The sequence below is a fragment of the Thermodesulfitimonas autotrophica genome (assembly GCF_003815015.1).
Taxonomy (GTDB): Bacteria; Bacillota; Desulfotomaculia; order Desulfotomaculales; family Ammonificaceae; genus Thermodesulfitimonas; species Thermodesulfitimonas autotrophica.
Window position 1 is genome coordinate 309,948 of record NZ_RKRE01000002.1, and the last position, 24,441, is coordinate 334,388.

Below are 24,441 nucleotides of genomic sequence, written 5' to 3' on the forward strand. Positions count from 1 at the left end.
AACTAAATATAAACCATGGATACGCCCATTTAGGATTAAACGGCTTGATATTAATACTCCTTTCCTTGTAATGAAAACGCTAACGTCGTGTAATTCGCAATTCTCCTTCTAATCCCACCCATTCATGGTATCCGAATTTAAGACGTCTCCGCGAAATATCTACCCCCGCAGCAGCACCAATACTTCCTAAAGTACCTCTAACCGTGAGTTCTATCTTGTATCTGCCGGCACCTATAACCCACGTTCTTTCTCCTTCAACCAAGTACGCTTTGCCTCCCAGGCCGATGCCTCCAATATCTCCGCTTGCTCCGGCCCACGCTTCGCCCGAAATGCCCAAACACTTAGTGGCTGCGGTACCATTGCTCCTAAATTCAGGCAGTATAAGTACGCCTGTTTCTCCCGTAGCACTAAATTTAGGGGGCCATAGCGAAGCTTCTACCGATGATCGCTTATAAGAACCTATGTTGGCGTAATCCAGAGCTATCCCGATTCCGTAAGGGTATTCTGAGTCGAGCAAGTTTTTACCCTTTCTTTTCGGAATTGGGCGTGTATTCTTCCCCGGCGTTACCTTCGAGTCCTGCTTCCGCAGTCCCAGCGGGTCGGTGAAGTTCACCGGGTTGTTCTCGACGTAGCTGTAGCCGTTCTGGCTCAGCGGCATGCTCAAGAGGCCGGGGAAGGGGTCCTTAGAGATGAACCGCCCGACTTCCGGGTCGTAGTACCTTGCCCGCAGGTAGATGAAGCCGGTCTCCCGGTCGTGCTGCTCCCCGGTGAAGCCGTAGGGGTTGTAGAGCACGTTTTCGTTCGCCCCGGGGAGCTTCCCGCCCGTCAGCGGCAGGCCGAAGGGGTCGTAGTCGTATTTCGCCCGCTGCTTTCCGGCGGGAGTGACAAGCTGCCGCACGCTGCCCAGGCCGTCCTGCAGGTAGTAGAGCGGCTCCTGGGAAGCGGGTCTTGTGTTGTCAAGGTGCGCCACGCTCAGGAGATCGAGGCCGTAGCTGTAGGCCGCCAGGTAGTTGCCTTCACCGTCGGCGGTGAGCAGCACTTCGGGCGCGTCCAGGCTCACGTCGTTGACGTAGCGGGTGACTTCCGCCTCAGGCGGCAGAAGCTCCGGATCGAGTTTCCCGTTCAATTCTCAAAATGCGCGCCACATTTTGGGCAGGCTGTTGCATCTCGAGGAACGGAAGCCTGGCAGGCAGAGCAGGTCCATTCCCTGTAAAGATTAGGGAAGCGTGACCGCCATAATTTCCTCAAGGTGGTGATATATATGGCAACTACAATAACTGCCACGATCATGCTTCCTGACGCAGGAAAATTCCACACCAACACAAGTACCAGGATTATCCCGATCAGCAACGGAAAGCAAACTAACCAGTCAAGCCATATCCACTGCTTATAGCCCGCCTCTTTTTTTGCTATCTTAGGTTTATCTTTTACTTTTGTTTCAGATTCGCAGCTTGCATCCCACAGGCTCATTTCTGCGGTTAATAACGCCCAAAAGTTCTTAGTTTTAAAAACAGTATTTTTTCGGGGAAGGTCGAAAGATTGACCAAAAGACCAGATAGACCATATATATACGATACTTCCAATAAAACCTCCGATTCCTAAAACAACCGCTTCTCCCAGAAGTCCCCAAAATCCGTACCGCTTCCCCCAGTAAAATATTCCTTCGGGAAAAAGTAACTTAAAGGTAGGAAAGGCCATTATAAATATCGCGACTGCTGTGAGTGAAGCAATTTTGAGCATAAAGCATTTTATTCGCCGCCGCCGGTATATAGCTATCGGGATTACTATTCCTAAACCCATAATCAGGAATACCGTTATAAACCACAGAACCACAGGGTCCATTTTGTTCACCCTCTCAAATTATCTTACACAAGTTACCTTACCATGTTAAATTAGGCAGCGTCTCGCTTCTGTTTCTTAGGCGGATGCCCTGGTTTAGGTACAGGCGGTCTGGGTCTAACTTTCTTTCTGGGCTGCAGGGTTATTTCTTCTGCCAACCCTTTTGCGAAATTATAAGTTGCCGTAGTTTTCCCTATGCCCACAGAAAGCCCTTTAGCGATAGTGCCTACCATACCACTTGCAACTCGGCCCACACCGCCAGTAAGTAGCCCCAAACCTCCCAGAGCCAGAGAAGTGTTACGTTCTGCCTTGGAAATCTTGCCTTGCCTATACTGCCATTCGGTATAACCCATAGATACTCCGGTTACGACAAATCCTGCAAATGTTGCTACACCAATAATAACAGGTGAACTAACTGCTAAACCTACTAAACCTACCGCTAAGAAAGAGCCGCTTGTTATAGCCAACCCAACTTTGAACCAATCCTTTCCGCTCGGGTCCACTAAGTTTACCGGGTTATTCAACACGTAGAGATACGCGTTTAAACTCAGCGGGTTGAACACCGTCCCCGGCACCGGGTCGCGGCTCATAAACCGCCCGGTCTCCGGGTCGTAGTACCGCGCCCGCAGGTAGATGAAGCCGGTCTCCCGGTCGTGCTGCTCCCCGGTGAAGCCGTAGGGGTTGTAAAGCACGTTGGCGTTCGCGCCGGGGAGCTTACCTCCCGTCAGCGGCAGGCCGAAGGGGTCGTAGTCGTACTTCGCCCGCGGGCGGCCGGCAGGCGTCACCAACTGCCTGACGCTGCCCAGGCCGTCCTGGAGGTAGTAGAGCGGCTCCTGCGCCTTGGGACGAGTGTTGTCAAGGTGCTCGATGCTCAAGAGATCGAGGCCGTAGCTGTAGGCCGCCCGGTAGTTGCCTTCAGCGTCGGCGGTGAGCAGCACTTCGGGCGCCTCCAGGCTCACGTCGTTGACGTAGCGGGTGACCGCCGCTTCCGGGGGCAGAAGCTCCGGGTCGATCCCGCCGTTCTTGTACCAGCCGAGGCAGCAGCATGCGCCTCACCTGGAGCATTATTCCTCAATTTTTGTTAGTTCCGGAGAAGACTTTGACTTCTTTTTCGCCCGGCTTAACAATGACAAACTGTAAGTCAATGCTGCCAGAGAGCTTAACGACAAAGTTACCGAATCTGGCAGATTACCACTAAATATGAATGTAACTATAGCCACTAAAAGAAAACCTTTTACTGTGATTTTTACTGTAAATTTCTCTAATTCCGGGTCAATCTCAGTTGCCACAAACCAAATAAAAACCGTCACTAAAAAGATCAGTTGTGCCGGTAAAATTGTTAGAACAGCATTTATTGAAACAGCCCTTGTTAAAACCAATGCTACATAAAATGGCATTGCTAACAAAACTGCTCTCCCAACGCATTTGGGGAGATTTACCAAAATTGGTGTATAATTTCCTAAGTGATAAATCCGAAAAACATAATAAAGTACGAAAGAGTTAAACAAAACTGAATATTTCCAAAGCATATGCTCACGATATCTTTGGGGTTTACCTAACAGATGCTGAGATATGACTACTCCAAACAGAGCGGCAATAGCCAGCCCTGCTACCATATAAATTGGCGGCAAAAACCTCCTTTTCTTATCTTTCATAAGCGTTCCAACCCTTCATAAAACCCTTTTTAAAAGTTCTTAAGTCTTCAATTAAAAGGTACCACCCTATAACCGGAACAGCTTTCGCAATAATCCTCCCCCCAGCGCGAGGTACTATAAGTCCCTCTTTTACTGCCATACTATAGCCTTTAGCTATTGGCATCCCCGCGCCTGTTAAAACGTCCTCAAGCCCGTATTCACTCAGCCACTCGTTAACGCCGCCTTTAAGCCCACTCCACGTTTTCCCGGTATAATATTTGGCGTTACCTTTTATTCCCTCCCAGTTTATGCCCAGTTGAGTAGTTACCTTCTTCGCGCTTCTGCCCGGGGGTTTCAGAGTATTCTTCCCCGGCGTTACCTTCGAGTCCTGCCTCCGCAGTCCCAGCGGGTCAATGAAGTTCACCGGGTTGTTCTCGACGTAGCTGTAGCCGTTCTGGCTCAGCGGCAGGCTCAAGAGGCCGGGGAAGGGGTCCTTAGAGATGAACCGCCCGGTCTCCGGGTCGTAGTACCTTGCCCGCAGGTAGATGAAGCCGGTCTCCCGGTCGTGCTGCTCCCCGGTGAAGCCGTAGGGGTTGTAAAGCACGTTGGCGTTCGCGCCGGGGAGCTTCCCGCCCGTCAGCGGCAGGCCGAAGGGGTCGTAGTCGTATTTCGCCCGCTGGTTTCCGGCGGGGGTGACAAGCTGCCTGACGCTGCCCAGGCCGTCGTGCAGGTAGTAGAGCGGCTCCTGGGAAGCGGGTCTTGTGTTGTCAAGGTGCTCGACGCTCAGGAGATCGAGGCCGTAGCTGTAGGCCGCCAGGTAGTTGCCTTCAGCGTCGGCGGTCAGCAGCACTTCGGGCGCGTCCAGGCTCACGTCGTTGACGTAGCGGGTGACTTCCGCTTCCGGGGGCAGGAGGCCCGGTTCGAGCTTGCCGTTCTTGTACCAGCCTAAGTGCTTGCCCTTCAGCCAGCCTAAGTGCTTCCCTCGGTCGGTGTGCTCCTCGCCGCGGCCGTAGCCGCCGCCGTGGCCGCCGCCGGAATTACCGCCGGCGTTGCCGCCACCTTGGCCCTGGCCGTTGCCGCCGGCGTTGCTGTGGGCGGGCGGCCCGCCCCCCTTCGCTTCGGCCAGCGGCACCGGGGCCGGGAAGAAGACCCCGCCGTTCGCGGTTAGCTTCTGCGGCCCGCGCTCCTGGTTCTCGTTTCTATTCTTATCGGCCTTTTCCTCTTTTCCTTTCGCCCGCTTCTTCACCGCCGGGTTGGCGGTGACTTTCAACAGCCGGTTGCCGTCCCCGTCGTAGCCGTAAAGCGCCCAGGCGCCGTTTTTCTTTTGCACCTCGGTCAGCCGCCCCGCCGGGTCGTAGCCGTAGGCGGTGAAAAGCTCCCCGTCCTTATACGCCGCAACCAGGTTGCCCGCCGCGTCGTAGTCGTAGGCGAAGGCGACATCGGGCAGGGTCCGGCCAATTAACTGGTTGGCTGCGTCGTAGCGGTAGGTGACGGTGCGGGTCTCGTCTTTTGAGACCCGCGTTTCCGCGACCCGGTTGCCCAGGGCGTCGTAGGTGTAGGTCCAGCTTTCCCCGTCAGAAGCAGTAGCCTCAATAAGCTGGCCGCACGGGTCGTAGCGGTAGCGGACCGTCTTTTCGTCGTCGCCCAGAAGCTGTTTGAGCAGGACGCGGTTGCCCGCCGGGTCGTAGGCGTAGGCGAAGCGGGAGAGGAGCTTCCCGGCGGTGTTTGTATGGGCGATTTCCGCCAGGCGCCCCGCCGGGTCGTAGGCATAGCTGCTCTCCACGCCGTTCGGCAGAAGCGCCTTCAGCAGCCGCCCCGCCGGGTCGTAGGCGTAACGCGTGGTCTCGCCGCGCCGGTCGGTGACCGTGGTGAGCCGCCCCGCCGGGTCGTAGGCGTAGGCGGTTTCCTTCCCGTCGGGGTAGGTGAGGCGGGCGCGGTTGCCCGCCGGGTCGTAACTGTAGCGCACCGTTTGCCCCAGCGGATCGGTGACCGCGGTAAGTCGGCCTAAAATATCGTATTCGTAAGCGGTGGTGCCGGCGGGGTCCGCCATCTTGGTCCGGCGGCCCGCGGCATCGTAAACATAAGCTGTTTTGGTCCCGTCGGGGTAGAGGATCGCCGTCAGGCGGTTCAAGGGGTCGTATTCGTAGCGGGTGGTTTCGCCCGCCGGGCTGGTTTTCGCCGTCAGGTTGCCCGCCGGGTCGTACTCATAGCGCGTCTCCCGGCCCAAGGGGTCGGTGACGCAGGTGAGGCGCCCGGCGGAGTCGTAAGCGTAGCGGGTCAAAAAGCCGGCGGCGTTGATCACCCCGGTCAGGTTGCCGGCGGCGTCGTACTGGTAGCGGGTCTCGCTGCCCACCGCGTCCACCACGGAGGCCAGGCGGTCCAGCGGGTCGTAGTTGTACCGCGTGGTGTGGCCGTTCGGGTCGGTGACGGCGATAAGGTCCCCCGCCGCGTCGTAACTGTATTTGGTCGTGTTGCCCAGGGCGTCGCTGACGCTGGTCAGCCGCCCGGCCGGGTCGTAGGCGTATTCCACCGTGCGGCCGGTGGCGTCGGTGACTCTCACCAGGTTGCTTTCGGGGTCGTAGGCGAAGGCGGTTTTATTGCCCAACGGGTCAACGACGGCGGTGCGGTTCCCCACCGGGTCGTAGGCGTAACGCCAGGTGTGGCCGTTCGGGTCGGTGACGGCGACAAGGTTGCCGTCTTTGTCGTAGGCAAAACCGGCCTTATGCCCGAGGGCGTTGGTGACCCCGGTGAGCCGGTCGAGCGGGTCGTAAGCGAAGCGGGTGGCCGCCCCCGCCGGGTCGCGGTAAAGGATCAGGTTGCCCGCCGCATCGTAGGCGTACTCGCTGCGCGCGCCCAGAGGGTCAACGACCGCCGTCAATTGGTTAAGCTCGTCCCAGCAGTAGGCGGTGGTGTGGCCCCGCGGGTCGGTGATGCCGGTCAGGTTGTCGCTGTCGTCGTAGCGGTAGCGGGTGGTGCCGCCGTCCGGGCCGGTCACCTTGATAAGCCGCCCGGCCGGGTCGTAGTCATAGCGGGTGGTGCCGCCCCGCGGGTCGGTGACCGCCGTCAGGTTGCCCTCGGGATCGTATTCGTAGCGGGTAACGTAGCCGAGGGCGTCCCGCGCCTCCGTTAACTGGTCGCGCGCATCGTAGCGGTAGCGGGCGGTACGCCCCAGGGGGTCGGTGACCGCCGTCAGGTTGCCGTTGGCGTCGTAGGAATAGCGCGTGGTGCAGCCGTTGGGGTCGGTGACGCTCAGGAGGTTGCCGCGCCCGTCGTAGGTGTAGGTGGTGGTGTGGCCGCGCCGGTCGGTGCCGCTCAGGAGCTGCCCGGCGGCGTCGTGCCGGTAGCGGGCGGTGTGGCCGCGCGGGTCGGTGACGGCGGCGAGATTGCCGAAGGCGTCGTAGCCATAAATCCAGGCGTTTCCTTCGGGGGTGGAAAGCCCGGTGATCCGGCCCCAGAGGTCGCGCGTAACGACGGTTTTCCCGCCCGCGGGGTCGGTGATGGCGACTGCGTTGCCGCGGGCGTCGTAGGCAAAGCGCAGGCACCGCCCGGCGGGGTCCGCCGCCGCGGTCAGGTTATTTTCGGCGTCGTAGGCATAGGTGTACCGGCGGCCGGCGGGACCGGCGGTTTGGGTCAGGTTGCCGCGCGCGTCATAGGTATAGGTGGTGGTCCGGCCCGCCGGGTCGGTGACGGCAGCGATCTCGCCGTTCGCGTACCGGTAGCGCCAGGTGCGGCCCAAGGGGTCGGTGACCGCGGTAGCCCAGTAGTTTTCGTCGTAGCAGATGACGGTCTGGTAGCCCCGGCCGTCTTGGTAAACGGTCCGGTGGCCTGCCGGGTCGTAGGTGAAGGCGCAGGTGTGGCCCTGGCTGTCCCGCTGAAGCACCACCCGGTCTGCACTGTCGTAAATGTTTTCGAGGATCAGGTTGCCCGCCGGGGCGATGAGCCGCACCAGCCGGTGGCGGTCGTCGTAGGCGTAGCGTGTGGTGTGGCCGTTCGGGTCGGTGACGGCGACAAGGTCCCCCGCCGCGTCGTAGGTGTAGCGGAAGGTGCGGCCCAAGGGGTCGGTGACCGCGGTGAGGCGGTTTTCGCTGTCGCTGGTAAAGGTCAAGGCGCGGCCGAAGGGGTCGCTGACGCGGGTGAGCTGGCCGGCGGCGTTGTAGAAAAGGGCGAGGGTGGCGCCGTTTTTATCCGCGACCCGGGCCAGCCGCCCGGCGGGGTCGAAGTGGTAAACGACGCCCTCTTTGGCGGTCAGCGTCCAGTTGCCCCCGCGGCCGCCCCGCAGGACGTCGTAAACGCCTGCAGTCAGCGGGGTGTAGCCGCCGCGGCCGTCGGGTTTAAAATAGGTGCAGGCGCCGTCGCCGCGGGTAACCCCCACGGTCCCGTCCTGGTAGAAGGCGAGCCTGCGGTTGTAGTTATGGTCCCAGCCGAAGCCCAAGGGTCCCCGGTAGGGCAACCGGGCGTTGTAGGTGCGGGTGAACTCCAGCGCTAAGCCCCGCTCGACCGGGGCAAGACCGCCCGGCTCCCCGAAGGCGGCGGGGGTGACCTTAAAGGAAAGCGCCGCGCCCCGCACGGGGATGAGGACGTCCTGCTGGACGGCGTAGTAGTTGCCGGTGGCCGGGTTTACCGGCTCGCCGGCGGGCGGGTTGTTTTTCGCCTTCCCCGCCGTGGCGTCGCGCCTTGGGTCGGGCGGCGGCTTCGGTTTGTTATACGCACCGCTGCGCGCGGGGTCGGGGACGAGGAGGTACCAGCCGGAGACGATGTGGTTCGTGGCGGTAAGACCGCTGGCGGCGGCGATGCGGGTGTGCTTCGCACCGTCCCGGTAGTAAAAGGCGGCGATTTCCCAGAGGGTGTCGCCGGGCTGGGCCTGGTAGATGAGGAAGCGCCGGGCGGCGGAAGGCGGGCTCTCACCGGCGTCGTTCACCGCCTTGGCGGATAGTTCGTGGGTGGCGTTTTTACTGATGTTTCCGGTGCCGAAGGTGCAGGACCAGGAGCCGTTTGCGCTGTAGTGGGTGGCGTAGCGGGTGCCGTCCACGAAGACCCTGACCGTGGTGCCCGGCTGGGTGGTGCCGCTGGCGGTGAGGTAGCCGCTGGTGTGGTTGATGCTCAAGCCGGTGACGGACGGCGCCGGCGGCGGCTGGGGCTGCGGTTCGGGCGGCGGCGGCGGGGAGGGCGGCGCGGCCGCGCTGCGCACGGTAACCGAACCGGTGATCGCGTAAATGGCGTACTTGTCCTGGGGGATAATCTTGATGACGTACACCCCGTCACGGGCCGGGCCGCTGTCCGTCCGGCCGTTCCAGGTGACGCTGTTTACGCCGGCGGGAAAGTAACGGTTGTCACATAAGGTATAAACCCGGACGCCGTCCTTATAAATGAGGATGTCTGTTACGTGGGGCAGGTCGTACCGCCAGGTGATGGTGGTGGCGCCGCCCTGGGAGGAAAACGGGTCGGGCAGGATGCTGATGAGTTCGCCGGGGTCGGCGGCTGCGGGGGCGGTGAGGGGGTTTAGGCAATCCACCAGCGCGGCGCCCCATTTTTTAACCCCTGCCGCGAGGGACCGGAAACCGGTGCGGTGTTCGCGCAGCGCTGCGGCGACGGATGCGGCGCCGTGGTCTTGCAGCCGGTCTTCAAGGCCCGTCCACAACCAGCGGGCGGTGACGGTGAGGCTGTACCGCCAGCCGGCGCATTCCGCCCGCACCTTGGCCGTAAGTTCCGCGCCGCTCACCTCCTGCTGCAGGCTGCGGATGAGACCGTCGAAGGCGCCGAGATACAAAGCGAAAACCAGCAGGACGGCGACGGCGCGGGTAAAGCTCCGGCGGCGGTGCCAGAAGCGCACGGCTTTCTCCTCCCCGTGGCGCAGCAGGCCGCGGCCCGGGCTTTAAGCTGTGCGCCGTGTTCCCGCCGCGCGGCGTGGCTATTTTTCTTATCGTTGGCGAAAACTGCCAGCCATTGAGGAAATGGTATCGAAAAATGTTGCTTATTGTCAATAGGACTTTGGGCCTAACTTTTATAGATCTCGCAAAAATAAAATTGCGCCACCGGCGGTAAAAAAGGGCTGCCCCAATAGATTTCCGGGACAGCCCCTCCCTATCTGCTACCGCGCCCCGGCGCTGCTAGCTAGTGCCGCCACCGCGGGCAAAACCTCACCCGCGAGAAACTTCAGTGTCGCCCCGCCGCCGGTGGAAATGTGGCTGAGCGCTGCCGCCACCCCGGCCGCTCGGGCCGCCGCCGCGGTATCGCCCCCGCCCACCACACTGGCAGGCGCAGCAGCCACCGCGCGGGCTACGGTCTTGGTACCCGCATCAAAGGGCGGTTCCTCAAACTTTCCTACCGGCCCGTTCCAGAAAACCGTCGCCGCCGCCCCGATCTCCCGCGAAAATCGCGCCGCTGTTTCCGGGCCGATATCCAGCACCTCCCCGCCAGCCGGTAAAGCATCGCTCCCGGCAGTCCAGAAGCGCCGCCCCTCCCCGCTGTTTAAAACTCCTGCCGCATCCACCGGGGTGAGCAAACGCACCCCGCAGGCCGCCGCCCGGGCCAAAATTTCTTGCGCCGCTTGTCGCTCCGCGGCAGGCGCCGCCGAATCCGACCAGAAGGCCGCGGCCATTTTCCCTCCAATCAGCAACGCGTCGGCCCGCGCCATCAGGGAGCTTAATACCCCGATCTTATCGGCAACTTTCGCTCCCCCCGCCACTACGACAAAAGGGCGCGCCGGGGCGCCGAGTAGGCCCTCCAAAACCGCCAATTCCCGCTCTAACAAAAAACCAGCAGCAGCCGGCAGAAAGGCCGCCACGCCGACTGTCGAGGCGTTGGCCCGGTGCGCCACCCCGAAGGCGTCGTTAACGAAAAGATCGGCCAGCCGGGCGAGCGCCCGGGCAAAAGAAGGATCGTTCGCCTCTTCTTCGGGATAGAAGCGGACGTTCTCCAAAAGCAAGATCTCACCCGGCCCGAGCGCTGCCACCTGCGCCTCCACATGCGCCCCAACGCAGTCATTTACTTTTCGCACCGGCCGGCCCAGCAGCCGCTCCAGGGTGGCAGCCACAGGATCGAGACGGAGTTCTTCCACCCGGCGGCCCTTGGGGCGGCCTAAGTGGGAGGCCAGGATTACCACCGCCCCGCGCTCACAAAGATAACTGATTGTAGGGAGCGCCGCCCGGATCCTGGTGTCATCGGCCACCGTTCCGCCCGCCAGCGGGACGTTAAAATCCACCCGGACCAGCACCCTTTTCCCGGTAACAGACAGCTCCCTTACACTCCGTACCCGCACATCCTTCCCCCCAAATACCGAGCGCCTGACGCGCCGGCGAATCAAAACTTAAAGCGGTCCCGCAACAGCATGTGCCGCAACTCCCGCGCGTGCTCACGCGAAAGCGGTATCCGGCTTTTCTCCCTGTCCCGGAGCAAAAGGTCATAAGTGCCCCGGCTGATTTTAACTATCCCTTCCACCCAATCGAGGTTGACGAGGTAGCACCGGTGGCTACGGAAAAAGCCGAAAGGTTTTAACCGCGCCGCCAACTTCTCCAGCGTGAAAGCAGAAAAGAACTCGCCCTGCTCCGTCTTGAAAAAGCCCCGCCGGCCATCACGGCCGCAGTAGATGATCTCCTGGACTGCAAAAAGGTATATTCTCCCCTCGGCGGTGCTCCCGGCCAGACAGGCAACCTGCAAACCCTCTTCTCTAGGGTATACTTCGCAGGGGGACGAGCCCAGAGGAGACCAGAGTATATCCCTTTCCGCCGTCCCCTTTCCCGCGGCTCGACTACTCCTTAAAGAAGATACACGCAGAAGATCCTGGATTGCTTGGGCCACCACGCCTCACCTCCAGGAAGGTCCGTCACCCATCACCACACCAAGCCGCAGCCTTCAAACGGCATTGCCCGCGATCTGGAGAACAACGCACCAGCAAAGGAGCAAGATAGGGTACTACCCCCGGTTTTCCCGCGCCGCTAAGTAAGCCGCTAGGTCCAGCACCCGGTTGGCGTAGCCCCATTCGTTGTCGTACCAGGCCAACACCCGCACCGTTCGCCCCTGAACGACCATCGTCGAGGGACCGTCCACCACCGCCGAGTGGGGATCACCAACGAAGTCGCGGGAAACCAACGGCTCCTCACACAAAGCGAGAATGCCCCGCAACTCGGTCGCCGCTGCCGCCGCAAAGGCGGCGTTGATTTCCTGGGCCGTCGCCTCTCGCTCCAACACGGCCACAAGATCGACCACCGAGACGTTCGGCACCGGCACGCGCAGCGCCATTCCGTCCAAGCGCCCCGCCAATTCCGGCAGCACCAGGCCGATTGCCTGAGCGGCGCCGGTGGTCGTCGGAATAATCGAGGCGGCTGCCGCCCGCCCCCGGCGCGGGTCGCGGTGGGGCATGTCAAGCAGTTGCTGGTCGTTGGTATAGGCGTGCACCGTGTTCACCAAGCCGCTTACGATACCGAACCGCGCGTGCAGCACCTTCGCCACCGGTGCCAAGCAGTTGGTAGTGCAGGAAGCGCTCGAGATAACCCGGTGCTTTTCCGGATCGTACACCGCCTCGTTCACCCCCATAACCACCGTGAGGTCGGCATCTTTGGCCGGCGCGGAGATGATAACGCGCCCGGCGCCGGCCGTTAAGTGCCGGGCACTTCCCTCCCGGTTGCGGAACCTGCCGGTAGCTTCAACCACCACTTCAACGCCGAGTTCCCGCCAGGGGAGCGCTGCGGGGTCGGCCACCGCTAAAATGTGAATCTCCCTACCGCCGACCCGGAGCACCTCTTTCGCCGCTGCTACCGGATGGGGGAATTTCCCGTGGACCGAATCGTAAACCAGCGCCCGCGCCAGGGCCTGGGTATAATCAGGGCCAGGTGGAAGCCGCCGGGAGTAGTGGTTGACCGCCACCACCTCGATCCCGGGCCGGTCCACCGCTGCCCGGAGGACCATCCGGCCGATTCGCCCAAAACCGTTAATCCCTAAACGTAGCGGCACCAAGCCGCTCACCTCCCCGCGAAAAATCTCTCCCTTCCGCTGCCTCCCGCAATGCTCGCACCGCCGCCGCCCGGTCTGGTGCACCGAAAACGGCCGTTCCCGCGACCAGGATCGTTGCCCCTGCCGCCGCGACCACCGGCGCGGTGGTGACATCAACTCCCCCGTCCACCTCGACCGCCGCCTGGCAGTTCCGGTCGCGGAGGAAGATAGCGGCGGCGTTAACCTTCGGGACCACGAAGTGAAGAAACCGCTGCCCGCCAAAGCCCGGGTTGACCGTCATGAGCAGTACCAGGTCCACCAAAGGCAGCACCTCTTCGACCAGGCCCAGCGGGGTAGCCGGATTAAGCGCCACCCCGCAAGCGGCCCCTTTTTCTTTGATCTGGGCCAGAACCCGGTGCAGGTGAACACAGGCCTCCACGTGCACCGTAACGATATCCGCCCCGGCGGCAATGAAGTCGGCTACGTACCGTTCAGGCGCCGCGATCATCAGGTGAACGTCAAAAAGGAGGCGGGAGTGGGGTCGTAACGCCGCCACCAGTTGCGGCCCGAAGGTGATGTTGGGCACAAAGTGACCGTCCATCACGTCGAGGTGCAAAAGGTCGGCCCCGGCGGCCTCAACCGCCGTCACCTCTTCCCGGAGACGGCCGAAGTCGGCCGATAAAAGCGAGGGCGCGATCTTCACCGTCACTTCAGGCCACGCCTCCCGCCGCTTTCTCTTTTGGCTTCTTATCCCGCCGGAGATCGATAAAGCGATCCTTCAGTTTTTCCATCACCTGGGGCATGGTGGTGTACTCCATCTCGTCGAGGTGCAGGCGGTGCGGCTCAAACGGACCCATCCGGCGCATATAATCGGCGATAGTAAGCGCCAGCTTCCGAGCCCGGTCAAAGGCCGGATCACCGAAGAAATCGTGTGGACCCACCAGCCGCCCGTTAGCTAACTGGAAGCCCAAGGCCACCACCCGTGGCGGGCCGTCAAAGCGCGTGGGCCGGGCGTCGGCCATCGCCACCGGCATCAGCGGCCCGCTGTGGGAACCCCGCATCCATCCCGAAACAAGGTGCGGGAAGGCAAAGGGTTCGAGTACCTCGCCCACCGAAGGGTAACCGTTCTGGCACCGGACGATACAGACTGGGTCGTCCTTACCCACATAGCGGCCCGCAATAAGGTTCAGGCGCTGGGTGCTGGAAGCCGCAGCGATCTCGCCCGTCCCCCGGTGAAAAACCCGCTTCACCGCGTACCGGCCGGGGGCACCGATGAAAACCAGCAGGTCGTAGAGGTCTTCCGGACAGGAGAGGATCACCTTTTTGTTCTCGATCAAGTCCCGCACCTCAAAATCGAAACCGCAGTGCATCTTCGGGTCGATAACCAGCCCGATGGTATTGAAGGGATCGGCAAAGATCTTGTAAAGGGGCAGGTTCCAAGCGCCCGGTTCCGTTTTATCGGCCATTAAAACTACAACCGGCTCGCTCTCCCGTTCCTCCACCTCGATCTCCGCTACCCCCGGTCCCAGCCCTTTAATGTTACCGGAAAAGGCGTCGGACAGAAGGTCCTGCCCGGCACCGTAGAGCTTGAGCTTTTTCGCCACCTCCGTGCAGGCCGTAAAGGTGTCCCAGGCAAGCTGGTGGATCTCACCGCTGTTACGCCCCCGGTTGTGGGTCATAATCAGGTTCACATCGTCCCCTACGTGGACCACCCGGTAATCGATAAGCAGCGGGTGGCCTTCAAGACACCCCCGCGCCTTCTCTATTACCTCCGGATGCACCGCACTGTGTCCTACAAAGCCGCCGATGTCCGCCTTAATTACGCTTAGGGTCACCTTAGCCATTCTTCTTCTCCTTCCTTTCAATTGCCTTTTTTACCGCTTGCGCTACGTCTTGAGCCGTAAGGCCGTAATGGGCTAAGAGTTCCGCCGGCTTGCCCGATTGGCCGAAGCTATCGCTAATTCCCATCCGGACCACGGGCACCGGCATTGTCGCCGCAAGCGCCTCGCAGACCGCGCCGCCGAGCCCGCCGATGATGCTGTGCTCTTCCACTGTCACCACAGCGCGGCTGCGGGCCGCGTACGCCAGAAGCGTCTCCGTATCGAGAGGCTTGAGCGTGCTCACGTTGAGCACCGCAGCCTGAATGCCCTCGGCCGATAGCTTCTCGGCCGCCGCCAGCGCCACTCCCACCATTAGCCCGCACGCGCAAATCGTCACGTCGTCTCCTTCCCGGAGCACTGTAATCCGCCCGATGGCAAAGGGCTTTTCGGGCGGCGTGACGACCGGTGCCGCCGGTCGGCCCAGGCGCAGGTAAACCGGCCCTTCCCACGCCGCCACCGCGAAGGTGGCCTGATAGGCCTCGTAAGCATCGGCCGGAACCACCACCGTCATTCCCGGCATCGCCCGCAGCAGCGCCAGGTCATCCACCGCTTGGTGCGAGGCGCCGTCTTCCCCAACCGTAATCCCGGCGTGGCTCGCCGCGATCTTCACGTTGAGTCCCGGGTAGGCAACCGATTGAAAAATCTGGTTTAAGGCCCGCTGCGTGGCGAAGATGGCAAAGGTCGAGGCGAAAGGAATAAAGCCGCTCGCCGCCAGTCCTGCCGCCATCCCGATTAGGTTCGCCTCGGCAACCCCGGCGTTGAAAAAGCGCGCCGGAAACTCCCGCGCGAAGCCGGCCGTCTGGGTGGACTTGGAAAGGTCCGCATCCAGCACTACCACCCGTTCGTCCCGGTGGCCCAGTTCCACAAGCGCCCGGCCGTAGCCCTCCCGCGTCGCCAGTAAAGGCCCGCTGTTCACCGCCACGTCGCTTCCCCCCTTTCTTGCAGCTCTTTCAGCGCCTGCTCCCCCTGCTCCCGGTTCGGCGCCTTCCCGTGCCAGTCAACCTGGTTCTCCATAAAGGAGACCCCTTTACCCTTGACGGTCCGGGCGATGATCGCCGTCGGCCGCCGGGCGTAGCCCACGCTTTCAAAAGCGGAAAGGAGTTCGCCAAAGTCGTGCCCGTTCACCGTAATCACCGACCAGCCGAAAGCCTTCCACTTATCAGCAAGCGGCTCTAAGGCGAGTACCTCTTCTGTGGGCCCGTCGATCTGGAGCCCGTTGCGATCCACTATAGCCACCAGGTTCCGGAGGCGGTAGTGGGCCGCCGCCATCGCCGCTTCCCAAACCTGCCCCTCCTGGCACTCCCCGTCGCCGAGGAGCACGTAAACCCGGTAGCCGCTTTCTCTGAGCCGCCCCGCCAGCGCCATACCAACGCCTACCGATAACCCCTGCCCTAAAGACCCGGTTGACATCTCCACTCCAGGAACCTTCCGCATGTCGGGGTGGCCCTGGAGCGGTGAACCAAGCCGCCGCAGGTCTTCTAACCAGCTTAGCGGGAAGAACCCCCGCTCGGCCAGGGTCGCGTAAAGTGCCGGGCAAGCGTGGCCCTTAGAGAGAATGAAGCGGTCCCGCTCCGGATCGTCCGGTTGGCGCGGGTCAACCCGCAGCACCTGAAAGTAAAGCGCCGTCAGAATCTCGACCGCGGAAAGCGACCCGCCCGGATGCCCCGATCCGGCAGCGGTAAGCATCCGGATCACATCCTGGCGAATGGCGCAAGCCTTCCGCTCCAATTCCCGGTACTTGCCCGGAGCGGGAAACCTAACCGCCGACGGCATAACGCTCCCTCCCGTAAGACTCCTTCTGCTTTCTTATTTGCTCCAACCGGGCCGCCAACAAGGAAAGCAGCACCTGGAAGGGAATTACCTCCTCCCCTTTTACCCGCCGCAGCACCGCCTCGGTAATGCCGAAGGCCGCTCCCAACTCGCGCAGTTCTTCTTGCGTTAGCGGCATGGTGATGGCAGTCACCCACATCTCGCGGCCCCCGTACCATTCCCGGCAAGAACGGATCTTACCCGCTTCCCGAAGCTTCACCGCCTGCATCCCGGCTGGATTTAGCCCCGGACACGTCTCCTTTAACTCGACCCCGATTACGGACCCATCGCCCGCAGGCGGCAGTAAGGTAACCACCGTATCGGCGTACCACCACTGCGGCTCGACAAAGCTCCGGATATCCCATTGGCGCAACTTTATCTCGCGGCGCACCTGCTCCACCGTGTAACCCCTGTCGGCCGCATCGCGCTGCACCTTCCACGCCACCTTAAGCTCCGGGTGAGTATCGTAATACACCCGGTAGTCGTACATTTCCGCCAGCACCCCGAAACAGAAGGGGTGCAGCCCTTCGCAGATGATAAAGGGCCGCGGCTCAACCCACTCCGGGTCGCCAAAATCGCCGGTATCATGGTCGTATACGGGTTTTAGCACCTTCTCCCCCTGCCGTAATCGGTAAAGATGCTCGATGAAGAGACCTAAATTATTCGCCCGCGGGTTAAGCGGCGTGATCCCGACCGCCTTCCGCTCCTGCCGGTTCAGCGAGTGGTAGTCATCGAGCCCGATCACCGCTACCTTTTCCGGGCCTAACAACTGGCTGAGTTCCCGGATAAGGGTGCTCTTCCCGGCGCCGCTGTCGCCGGCCACGCCGACCAAAACTGGCTTCGTACGCATCCTACATCCCTCCCCAACAAGATAATGCTGCCCGTAAAGCCTCCTGGGATTCTGCCGCCGCCGCCAGCGAGGTCCCTGCAACGACCGCCTCTACCGCCTCCCGGACCGCCTGCGCGCCCGCCCGGGTCCCCTTCGGGTGACCGTGGACCCCGCCGCCAAACTGCAACAACACATCGTGGCCGAAGATGCCCACCAGATCCGGAACGTGGCCGGGGTGCAATCCCCCTGAGGCAACGGCGAGGACCGGCTTGATCCCCTGCCAGTCCTGTGGCGGCAGGGCGCTTCCCGCCCCAGGTGCCGCGCCCGTCTGATTCCCGAGGGCCCGGTGACAGGCCAGCACCTCCTCCCGGTCACCCTCCATCTTGCCTACCACCGTGCCGATGTGAAGCTGGTCGACACCCGCCAGCCGGGCAAGCTTCGCCAGGACCAGCATACTGATCCCGTGGCGCTTATTCCGGGCAAAACTGGCGTACATCGCCCGGTGGGCGTGGATTACCAGTCCTAAGTCCGCCCGCCGCAATGAAAGAAGCCCTGCAAAGCCGGTGGTGACGATATCCACCATCACGTAGCGGCCGCCTTCCCGCTTCACCATCACGGCGCGGCGGAGCATCGTTTCCGTATCCCCCGTGACGTTGGGCAGGTAAGCCTTTTTCTCCCCCGTTGCCGCCTCCGCCCGCGCGCGCGCCTCCAAGCAGCGTTTCACCCGCTCCTCGAAAGGCGAAAAGGACTGGCTCGTGAGGTTCTCGTCGTCCTTCACAATATCCACCCCGCCGACGAAGGCCTCGTAAACAACCTCCGCCTGCTCCTTCGGGGTGAGGCCGAGCTTCGGCTTGACAATCGTCCCTACGAGCGGCCGGTCCTTAATCCCCAAAACCTCTCTGACCCCCGCCACCCCGAAGGCGGGCCCGGGGCCGCTAACCAGCGCCGGCGGCAGGTAGATGTCGTTGAGCCGCAAGTTCTCAACCGCTTTCATCCCGAAAACATTTCCGGCTACGCTGCTGAGAAACTGGGGTATGTTTCCGGGCTCAAAAAGCGCCGCGGGATAGGCGATCGTTACCGTATTGCCTTCGATCCGGCAGACCCGCGCCCGCAAATCCTCCCAGATGCGCGTGCTCAGCGTACACAGGCTTTCCGTCCAGGTGCCGATGGAGGATTCCGAAGCCACGGCTCCCGCCGCTTCGAAGATGTCTACCCCGACCGCCGGCTCCACATAGAAAGAAGCCAGGCAATCGTTGGGCCCCGGCAAATAATCCAGACTCAAAAAATCGCGGTAGCGCATTACCCTTTACCTCCTTGATTTAACAACCGCAGGCCGCGGCCGGCCCGGTCTGCTTCTCGGTGAGCGCCCGCCAATCGGCCAAAAAGCGTTCGATTCCGATATCGGTCAGCGGGTGCTTTACCATCTGCTTCAAAACCGCAAAAGGAACCGTCGCGATGTGCGCTCCGGCCTTCGCCGCCGCCAGTACGTGAAGCGGGTGCCGGATACTCGCCGCGATGATTTCAGTAGTAAACCCGTAAAGCCTAAAGATCTCCGCCGTATCGCGGATTACCGCCAGCCCGTCGTGCGAAATATCATCCAGCCGGCCGACGAAGGGGCTGACAAAGGTCGCCCCGGCCTTCGCCGCGAGCAGCGCCTGGTTGGCCGAAAAAATCAGCGTCACGTTCGTCTTTATTCCCTCCTGAGAAAGCTCCTTTACCGCCTTCAGGCCCTCCACCGTCATCGGAATCTTAACGGCGGTGTTCAGTTTCCACGCCGCATAGGTCCGGGCCTCCCGGATCATTTCCGCCGCCGTAGTCCCCAGTACCTCGACGCTCACCGGACCGGGCACCAGCGCGCAGATCTCCCGGGTCACCGCCGCCACGTCCGCCTGACCGGCCCGCGCCAAGAGCGTTGGGTTAGTGGTTACCCCGTCGATCACGCCCCACGCAACCGCCTCCTTGATTTCCGCTACTTTTGCCGTATCGAGGAAGATGCGCATTCCTTTTCCCTCCCTGAAGCAAATTTGCAACCCCACCGGGTCACCTTGACCTTAGCTTACGGCGCCACCGGGCACCGGCTCAACGAAACCGTCACCAAACGTCGCTAAGCTCTCCTTTGTCCCGCCTAACCGCTACCCGTTTAAAACGCCTAACCGTTCAGCGGCCATAAATAACCGGTTACCCGAAGGCGCGCGAAACACCGCGGCCACCGGCGCCACCGCGAAAGGCCGCCCGCAACGGGAAGGCGAACTACCGGCTTTTGCTCCAAAAGGGAAAGGCCACCCCAACCGCCGGAGAAACGGCATTACGAAACCTTCGGGGTAGCCGCTTTGAAGGGTTAACTGTGGAGGGGATAGAAGTTATGGCGGGGCGCCTGCTGAAAGCCTCACCGCACCCCGAAAAGCCCCAGCGTAGCGCTGTATACGCGCTTGTCGTACTCGCTTTCTTTACCCAAGGTTTCATCGGCGTGGCGGGTGTAAAAGAGCCAGTGGCCGGGATGAGCCAGCGTAAACTTTACCTTTCCCGCCGCATCGGTTTGTCTCACCAGGGCCCAGCCCTCTTTCTCCCGGAGGCTCCACGTGGCCTTCACCTCCGCCCCGGCCAGCGGCCGGCCCCGGTAACGCACCTCCAGGAGCGCCGCGTCGCCCACCCGGAAAACGCCCGGCGCCAGCACCAGTTCCAGGTCGTGATCCAGGCACGCAACCCCCGGCGGCCGGACCACGCCGCAACCTTCGCAGAAGTGTCCCACCTGCACGTAAGTCTTGGCGTACTGGTAATAGTAGCCCACTTCGCGGGCGTCAGGGTAGTCCCGGCGGGTGCCCCGGCGGTAAAAGCCGTCTTTGGCAACCGCTACCGGCCCCACGTCGTTTTCCACCGTCACCGCCCAGAAGCCGTCCTGATCGGGCGTAAAACGGGCGAAGTGAAAGGTGTTGTCTCCCGGTCCTAAAGATGCGGCTATCCGCCTGCCGTCCGGCGCCACCGCCCAGGCCGCAAGGCGGTTCACGTCCGCCAGGCCGTCCGGCCGGCCCGCGTGCCCGTAAAAGACGCGGCAGCGCGCCTCGCGCCCCTCATGCACGTGCGACGCCTCCGGCAAAACCCAGATCTCGTGACCCTGAACAACTTTGAGCATAAAACAGCACCTCACTTTTGCTCCGGTAAAACCCTACACATCATCGATCATTTACCTTTTCCCGCTTGAAGCTAGTAAAAAATTTTTTGAAGCGCCTCGCGGTAAATACCACCCTTTATTCCTGTTGTCATCATCAATTACAACCGACCCGAAACACTTCAAACCGATACCCAACATCGAAGTACGCGACTTGCGTGAGGAACTTGCTCTTTGAGCCAGGCATTGGCCGGGGCCGGCTCCAGGGCGGTCACCCTCCCCGCCCGGCGATCAAGGGGAAGGGTGAAGACACCCGTACCGGTACCGATGTCCAGCACTTCCATCCCCGGCTGCAGGCCCCCCTGCCCCTCCAGCCAGGACAACACCCTGTCCATTCGTCTTCTGGTGCGCTCCTGGCCGGACCAGCGTTCAAACCGCCCGGCCAGCCGGTTTCAGTAGTCCAGGGAACCCAAGTCGCGGCGACGCCGGGCGTGTTTCCTACCGCAAAAGGATCACCAATCCCAGGGCCTGAAACGTTGCGAATTCCCGCACCAGCAACACTGCCAGACTCACCTCCATTCCCAGTTTAGGTCCGAAAATAGAGACATTGGTGGGCAAACCATGGCTCCAGAATTCATACAGGTAATGCAGTACCGAAGTAACCAGCAACGCGGTGACTGCCTCCGCCGGAGTGACCAGACCGGCCTGCAGGATGGGGCCGAGGGTGCCTATGGCGGCAATCATGCTCAGCACACCGGTAGTAATAACGAAGAGCACAGGGCCCGGCAGACCCAGGTAACCTAAGATGGGGTCAACCTGCCGCATTATCTGGCCGACAAGCTCCGTATGCAGCATGATCAACACCAGAAAGGTGACGGGCATGAAAACCACGGCCAGGCGGCAAAAAGCGGGAATGGTCCGCCGCGCCGCTTTCGTCAGCTTGTCCCGCCAGGATGTATGAACTGCTTCCCGGCTTTGTTCACCCCCTTTCTGAGCCTGACCCGGCCGCGGCAAAAGCAGCCTGCCCAGCAGCAACCCCACAGCGCCGACCGTCAGACTTATACCAAGGTAAATTGTCAGGTATACGGCTCCAGTGAGGCACCCCAGGGATGCAATAACCGCCGGGCTGAAGAAAAAAATCGTGAAATACAGCCCGGTGGGAAGCGCGGAAACCAGAAAAGAAACTACCACCTCACGGGCCCCGACTACCCCGGTATTTTTCAGCCCAGCCAGCATGGTGTAGGCGGCAATCCGGTCGACCAGGCATAAGGTGAGGGAGGTGGCACAGCCCACAGGCAAATGGCCCAACTGCGCTAGGGGGTACATTACCCGGCCTAGCCGCCGTAGAAAAACAGTATTTTGAAACAGATTGCCCAAAAAACAACCCAACAGCATGGAAGGCAATACATTCTTCCACAGCTTCAGCACATCGGGCAGAACATCTGAAATGAGCTGCACCTGTCATCCCCACCTTTCCATAGGACCGGCAGGAGTTCAAAACCACTCCGGCTTCCTGCCCGCTACCAGGTATCGCTGGCGGTTTTTCCTTCAAAGCCGTTCCTGCCAGCCCGTTCAACCCCTATCAATTCGTCTTCCGAGCACCGTGGGCCGGCACGTATCTTCAGAGCGGAGGTACCTGAGACATCCCGCAATAACAATTTGCGTTAACTGGCCATGGGTTCAATGAGGGCAATCAGTCGCCATAAGTAAAAACTCCTCTCCGCGGAAATAACCATACTTGAGGTACCCCAAAAACGTATCCCAGCGCGGAATGTCTACCTTCGTTACCTCCACCCGGAACCCCAGGCCTCTAAGTATCTCGATGTCTGCCTCAGGACGCTTCTTTTGCCTCATCGGCAGGTATTTTTCCATCTGCCGGTGCCCCCGCCCGGCCCAGGGATTTCTTCTTTCTGTTAAAAGGATAAGTAACTGGGCAAAAAAACGCCATGCTTTTTTGTATAACGGCATCGTTTTGCCCCAGTTGCTGTCAATAATGATCAGTTTTCCCCCCGGTCGCAAAACTCTTTTCCACTCCGCCATCGCTTTTTCCGGATCAGGTAACGACCAAACGACGTGCCTGTTAATAACGGCATCAAAAGAATTATTTTTAAAAGGTAATACCTCCGCGTCACCGACCCGGAATTCTACAGCAAGATTCAACTTTTTTGCCTTCTCCCTGGCTTTCTGCACCATTTGCTCAGCAATATCTACACCCGTCACCCTGTGCCCTAATTCCGCCAGGAGCAGTGCAACGACCCCGGTACCCGTTCCCACATCCAGGATTTCAAGCCTTTTATCCCCCAGTACCCCTTTTAGAAGGCCAATCCAGGCGTCTTTTTCTCTTGCGGTATGAATGCCGTGTCCCGGTGACCTGTCAAAGGTATCCGCTCTGCGGTTCCACCTTTGCCTTATCATTTCCTTTATTTGCGCGTTTTGAACCGTCATAACCATCTCCCCCCTTAAGACCGCTGTTAAGATTAAAGAAAGCAAACTTTCCCCGTCACATTCGCCTGGACAGGAACAAGATCTTTAAAGCGGTGGCAGGCTACCTGGTGGTCAGGAGCCGAGGCCACCAGCGGGGGTTCTTCCTCCCGGCAAATTTTTTCTGCGTGCGGGCAACGGTCTTGAAACGAGCAACCACCAGCTTTTTCAAGGTTAACTTCAGGTGATACATGATTAAGGCTCGCTACCCTCCCCGTTCTCCCGGCTTCAGGGTCAGGAACCAATATGGCGCCTAATAAAGCTTGGGTATAGGGATGCCGGGGACTGCCAAAGATACTCTCCGTTTTCCCTTCTTCAACGATTTTCCCCCGGTACATTACCGCAATCCGGTCACTCATCCAGCGGGCGACGTTCAGGTCGTGAGAAATAAAAACGCAGGCGAATTGAAACCGGCGCTGCAGCTTCTTTAAAAGAGTAAGTACCTGAGCCTGAACGGATACATCCAGCGAAGAAGTTGGTTCGTCAGCTACAATGAGTTCCGGCTGAAGAGCGAGTACCCGCGCCAGTGCCACTCTCTGGAGTTGCCCGCCGCTAAGTTCAAAGGGATACCGGTTTAGGTGTTCCGGGTGCAACCCAACAGTTTCAATTAACTCTAAAACCCGGTCGATAATTTCCCTGCTCCGGGCCAACCGGTTAAGTTTAAAAGGTTCGGCCAGACTATCCCTGATCTTCCAGCGAGGGTTAAAGGCCCTATCGGGGTCCTGAAAAATGATCTGGATTTTCGGCCTCAACTTTCTCAATTTCCGGGGGTCTAGCCGTGCAAGCTCTATCCCGCTAAAAAGAATCCGACCGGCGGTGGGTTCTATAAGCCTCACAATCATCTTCCCAACCGTGGTTTTGCCGCAACCGCTCTCGCCCACCAGGCCCAGGGTTTGTCCTTTATGAACCCTAAAAGAAACTCCTCTAACCACTTCTATAGATCTCCGGCGAAAAATCCCGCTCGTAAAAACTTTTCTAATCCCCACCACCTCAAGCATAAAAACACCTCACCTCATGGTCTAAACCTATCCTCTGCATCAAAGGAGGTTCATGTGCGCATTTTTTGCGCGCCTTCTTACAGCGGGGGTGAAAACTACAGCCCGACGGCAGGTTTATCAAGGAAGGGCTGAAACCCTTGGTGGCTATAAGTCCATTACTGGGATGAGAATCCAGCAGCGCGCGAGTGTAAGGATGCCGCGGATTTTTAAATACTTCTCCGGTACGACCGTACTCGACGATTTTACCGGCGTACATTACGGCCAGGCGGTCCGTCAGTGCTGCAGCCACCCCCAGATCATGGGTAATTAGCAACATCGAGCGGGTTGGGTGAACACCCTTTATTACCGCATGCAGCAATTCCACAATCTGTGCCTGAATGGTAACATCCAGCCCCTTGGTAGGTTCGTCAGCAATAAGCAGGGAAGGAGCGCAGGCGAGACCGATGGCAATCATGGCCCGCTGCCGCATTCCTCCACTTAATTCATGGGGGTAACTGCGGATCCACTTCACCGGGATACCCGTCAGTTCCAGAAGTTCTCCTGCCCTCTGCCAGGCTGCTTTTCTCTTCAGTCCCCGGTGTTCCCGAAGCACTTCCGCAATCTGTTCGCCAATGCTCAAGGTTGGGTTTAAGGAACTCAAAGGATTTTGAAATATCATTGATACCTGTCGTCCCCGGACCTTCCGCATCTCTTCCTCCGACAACGCCAGAAGGTTTTGTCCCCGGTATAAAACCTCACCACTTACCGCAGCAGTTTTGGGAAGCAGACGGGTTATTGCCAGTCCTAATACGGTTTTCCCGGAACCGGTCTCACCCACAAGCCCGAGTATTTCCCCGGGAGATAACTCCAGATCCACCCCGTCTGCCGCTTTAACAAATCCGTCCGCTGATTTGAAGTAAACCCGAAGGTTGGTAATTTTCAGGAGCACCACATAACC

Annotated in this window: 20 protein-coding genes; all 20 read right to left on the bottom strand. The window is 60.3% G+C overall.

The window, feature by feature from the left end; genetic code table 11:
* Nucleotides 1-79: 79 nt before the first annotated feature.
* The 20 genes from EDD75_RS05320 to EDD75_RS05420 all read right to left on the bottom strand — a co-directional run bounded on the left by EDD75_RS05320 (nucleotide 80) and on the right by EDD75_RS05420 (nucleotide 24,432).
* On the bottom strand, nucleotides 80-1,126 hold the full coding sequence (locus tag EDD75_RS05320) for an RHS repeat-associated core domain-containing protein (protein ID WP_123929173.1): 1,047 nt from the start codon (nucleotides 1,124-1,126) through the stop codon (nucleotides 80-82).
* Nucleotides 1,123-1,842 (bottom strand): zinc ribbon domain-containing protein, encoded by a 720-nt coding sequence (locus EDD75_RS05325; RefSeq protein WP_123929176.1) that lies wholly within the window; start codon nucleotides 1,840-1,842, stop codon nucleotides 1,123-1,125. The genes EDD75_RS05320 and EDD75_RS05325 overlap by 4 nt, the downstream gene beginning before the upstream one ends.
* Nucleotides 1,843-1,892: 50 nt before the next feature.
* Nucleotides 1,893-2,777, bottom strand: a complete 885-nt coding sequence (locus tag EDD75_RS05330; protein WP_170157731.1) for an RHS repeat-associated core domain-containing protein — start codon at nucleotides 2,775-2,777, stop codon at nucleotides 1,893-1,895.
* Nucleotides 2,778-2,903: 126 nt separating this feature from the next.
* Nucleotides 2,904-3,494, bottom strand: a complete 591-nt coding sequence (locus EDD75_RS05335) for a hypothetical protein (protein ID WP_123929181.1) — start codon at nucleotides 3,492-3,494, stop codon at nucleotides 2,904-2,906.
* Nucleotides 3,484-9,303 (bottom strand): RHS repeat-associated core domain-containing protein, encoded by a 5,820-nt coding sequence (locus EDD75_RS05340; RefSeq protein WP_123929184.1) that lies wholly within the window; start codon nucleotides 9,301-9,303, stop codon nucleotides 3,484-3,486. Before EDD75_RS05340 ends, EDD75_RS05335 begins: the two co-directional genes overlap by 11 nt.
* Nucleotides 9,304-9,561: 258 nt before the next feature.
* The gene (locus EDD75_RS05345) at nucleotides 9,562-10,731 is read right to left on the bottom strand and encodes a phosphoglycerate kinase (protein ID WP_123929187.1); all 1,170 of its coding nucleotides are present in this window, start codon (nucleotides 10,729-10,731) and stop codon (nucleotides 9,562-9,564) included.
* Between the two features lie 41 nt (nucleotides 10,732-10,772).
* Nucleotides 10,773-11,129, bottom strand: a complete 357-nt coding sequence (locus EDD75_RS05350; protein ID WP_170157732.1) for a LytTR family DNA-binding domain-containing protein — start codon at nucleotides 11,127-11,129, stop codon at nucleotides 10,773-10,775.
* 255 nt (nucleotides 11,130-11,384) lie between these two features.
* Nucleotides 11,385-12,422, bottom strand: coding sequence for a type I glyceraldehyde-3-phosphate dehydrogenase (gap, locus tag EDD75_RS05355; protein WP_123930362.1), 1,038 nt, complete (start codon nucleotides 12,420-12,422; stop codon nucleotides 11,385-11,387).
* Nucleotides 12,400-13,110 (bottom strand): ribulose-phosphate 3-epimerase, encoded by a 711-nt coding sequence (gene rpe / locus EDD75_RS05360; RefSeq protein ID WP_123929193.1) that lies wholly within the window; start codon nucleotides 13,108-13,110, stop codon nucleotides 12,400-12,402. Before rpe ends, gap begins: the two co-directional genes overlap by 23 nt.
* Before the next feature lies 1 nt (nucleotide 13,111).
* Nucleotides 13,112-14,245 (bottom strand): fructose-1,6-bisphosphate aldolase/phosphatase, encoded by a 1,134-nt coding sequence (fbp, locus tag EDD75_RS05365; RefSeq protein WP_123929195.1) that lies wholly within the window; start codon nucleotides 14,243-14,245, stop codon nucleotides 13,112-13,114.
* Entirely contained in the window at nucleotides 14,238-15,203 is a 966-nt protein-coding gene (locus EDD75_RS05370) for a transketolase family protein (RefSeq protein ID WP_245963080.1), read from the bottom strand. Before EDD75_RS05370 ends, fbp begins: the two co-directional genes overlap by 8 nt.
* The gene (locus EDD75_RS05375; protein ID WP_123929198.1) at nucleotides 15,194-16,054 is read right to left on the bottom strand and encodes a transketolase; all 861 of its coding nucleotides are present in this window, start codon (nucleotides 16,052-16,054) and stop codon (nucleotides 15,194-15,196) included. Before EDD75_RS05375 ends, EDD75_RS05370 begins: the two co-directional genes overlap by 10 nt.
* Entirely contained in the window at nucleotides 16,038-16,940 is a 903-nt protein-coding gene (locus EDD75_RS05380; protein ID WP_123929201.1) for a phosphoribulokinase, read from the bottom strand. Before EDD75_RS05380 ends, EDD75_RS05375 begins: the two co-directional genes overlap by 17 nt.
* Before the next feature lies 1 nt (nucleotide 16,941).
* A complete protein-coding gene (rbcL, locus tag EDD75_RS05385) occupies nucleotides 16,942-18,219 on the bottom strand; it encodes a type III ribulose-bisphosphate carboxylase (protein WP_123929203.1) in 1,278 nt (425 codons plus the stop codon).
* A gap of 19 nt (nucleotides 18,220-18,238) precedes the next feature.
* Nucleotides 18,239-18,919 (bottom strand): fructose-6-phosphate aldolase, encoded by a 681-nt coding sequence (gene fsa / locus EDD75_RS05390; RefSeq protein WP_123929206.1) that lies wholly within the window; start codon nucleotides 18,917-18,919, stop codon nucleotides 18,239-18,241.
* Between the two features lie 386 nt (nucleotides 18,920-19,305).
* Complete coding sequence (locus EDD75_RS05395) at nucleotides 19,306-20,049, bottom strand: DUF4198 domain-containing protein (RefSeq protein ID WP_123929209.1); 744 nt, start codon at nucleotides 20,047-20,049, stop codon at nucleotides 19,306-19,308.
* Nucleotides 20,050-20,523: 474 nt separating this feature from the next.
* Complete coding sequence (locus EDD75_RS05405) at nucleotides 20,524-21,351, bottom strand: nucleoside recognition domain-containing protein (protein ID WP_170157733.1); 828 nt, start codon at nucleotides 21,349-21,351, stop codon at nucleotides 20,524-20,526.
* Nucleotides 21,352-21,705: 354 nt separating this feature from the next.
* A complete protein-coding gene (locus tag EDD75_RS05410; RefSeq protein WP_170157734.1) occupies nucleotides 21,706-22,470 on the bottom strand; it encodes a class I SAM-dependent methyltransferase in 765 nt (254 codons plus the stop codon).
* 32 nt (nucleotides 22,471-22,502) lie between these two features.
* A complete protein-coding gene (locus tag EDD75_RS05415; protein ID WP_123929217.1) occupies nucleotides 22,503-23,504 on the bottom strand; it encodes an ABC transporter ATP-binding protein in 1,002 nt (333 codons plus the stop codon).
* Entirely contained in the window at nucleotides 23,497-24,432 is a 936-nt protein-coding gene (locus tag EDD75_RS05420; protein ID WP_245963081.1) for an ABC transporter ATP-binding protein, read from the bottom strand. The genes EDD75_RS05415 and EDD75_RS05420 overlap by 8 nt, the downstream gene beginning before the upstream one ends.
* Nucleotides 24,433-24,441 lie beyond the last annotated feature (9 nt).

Excerpts from the sequence above, each read along its gene's own strand:
- EDD75_RS05325 (WP_123929176.1), bottom strand. The coding sequence starts at position 1,842 with ATGGACCCTGTGGTTCTGTGGTTTATAACGGTATTCCTGATTATGGGT.
- EDD75_RS05335 (WP_123929181.1), bottom strand. The coding sequence starts at position 3,494 with ATGAAAGATAAGAAAAGGAGGTTTTTGCCGCCAATTTATATGGTAGCA.
- fbp (WP_123929195.1), bottom strand. The coding sequence starts at position 14,245 with ATGGCTAAGGTGACCCTAAGCGTAATTAAGGCGGACATCGGCGGCTTT.
- EDD75_RS05375 (WP_123929198.1), bottom strand. The coding sequence starts at position 16,054 with ATGCCGTCGGCGGTTAGGTTTCCCGCTCCGGGCAAGTACCGGGAATTG.
- EDD75_RS05380 (WP_123929201.1), bottom strand. The coding sequence starts at position 16,940 with ATGCGTACGAAGCCAGTTTTGGTCGGCGTGGCCGGCGACAGCGGCGCC.
- rbcL (WP_123929203.1), bottom strand. The coding sequence starts at position 18,219 with ATGCGCTACCGCGATTTTTTGAGTCTGGATTATTTGCCGGGGCCCAAC.
- fsa (WP_123929206.1), bottom strand. The coding sequence starts at position 18,919 with ATGCGCATCTTCCTCGATACGGCAAAAGTAGCGGAAATCAAGGAGGCG.
- EDD75_RS05395 (WP_123929209.1), bottom strand. The coding sequence starts at position 20,049 with ATGCTCAAAGTTGTTCAGGGTCACGAGATCTGGGTTTTGCCGGAGGCG.
- EDD75_RS05405 (WP_170157733.1), bottom strand. The coding sequence starts at position 21,351 with ATGTACCCCCTAGCGCAGTTGGGCCATTTGCCTGTGGGCTGTGCCACC.
- EDD75_RS05410 (WP_170157734.1), bottom strand. The coding sequence starts at position 22,470 with ATGACGGTTCAAAACGCGCAAATAAAGGAAATGATAAGGCAAAGGTGG.
- EDD75_RS05415 (WP_123929217.1), bottom strand. The coding sequence starts at position 23,504 with ATGCTTGAGGTGGTGGGGATTAGAAAAGTTTTTACGAGCGGGATTTTT.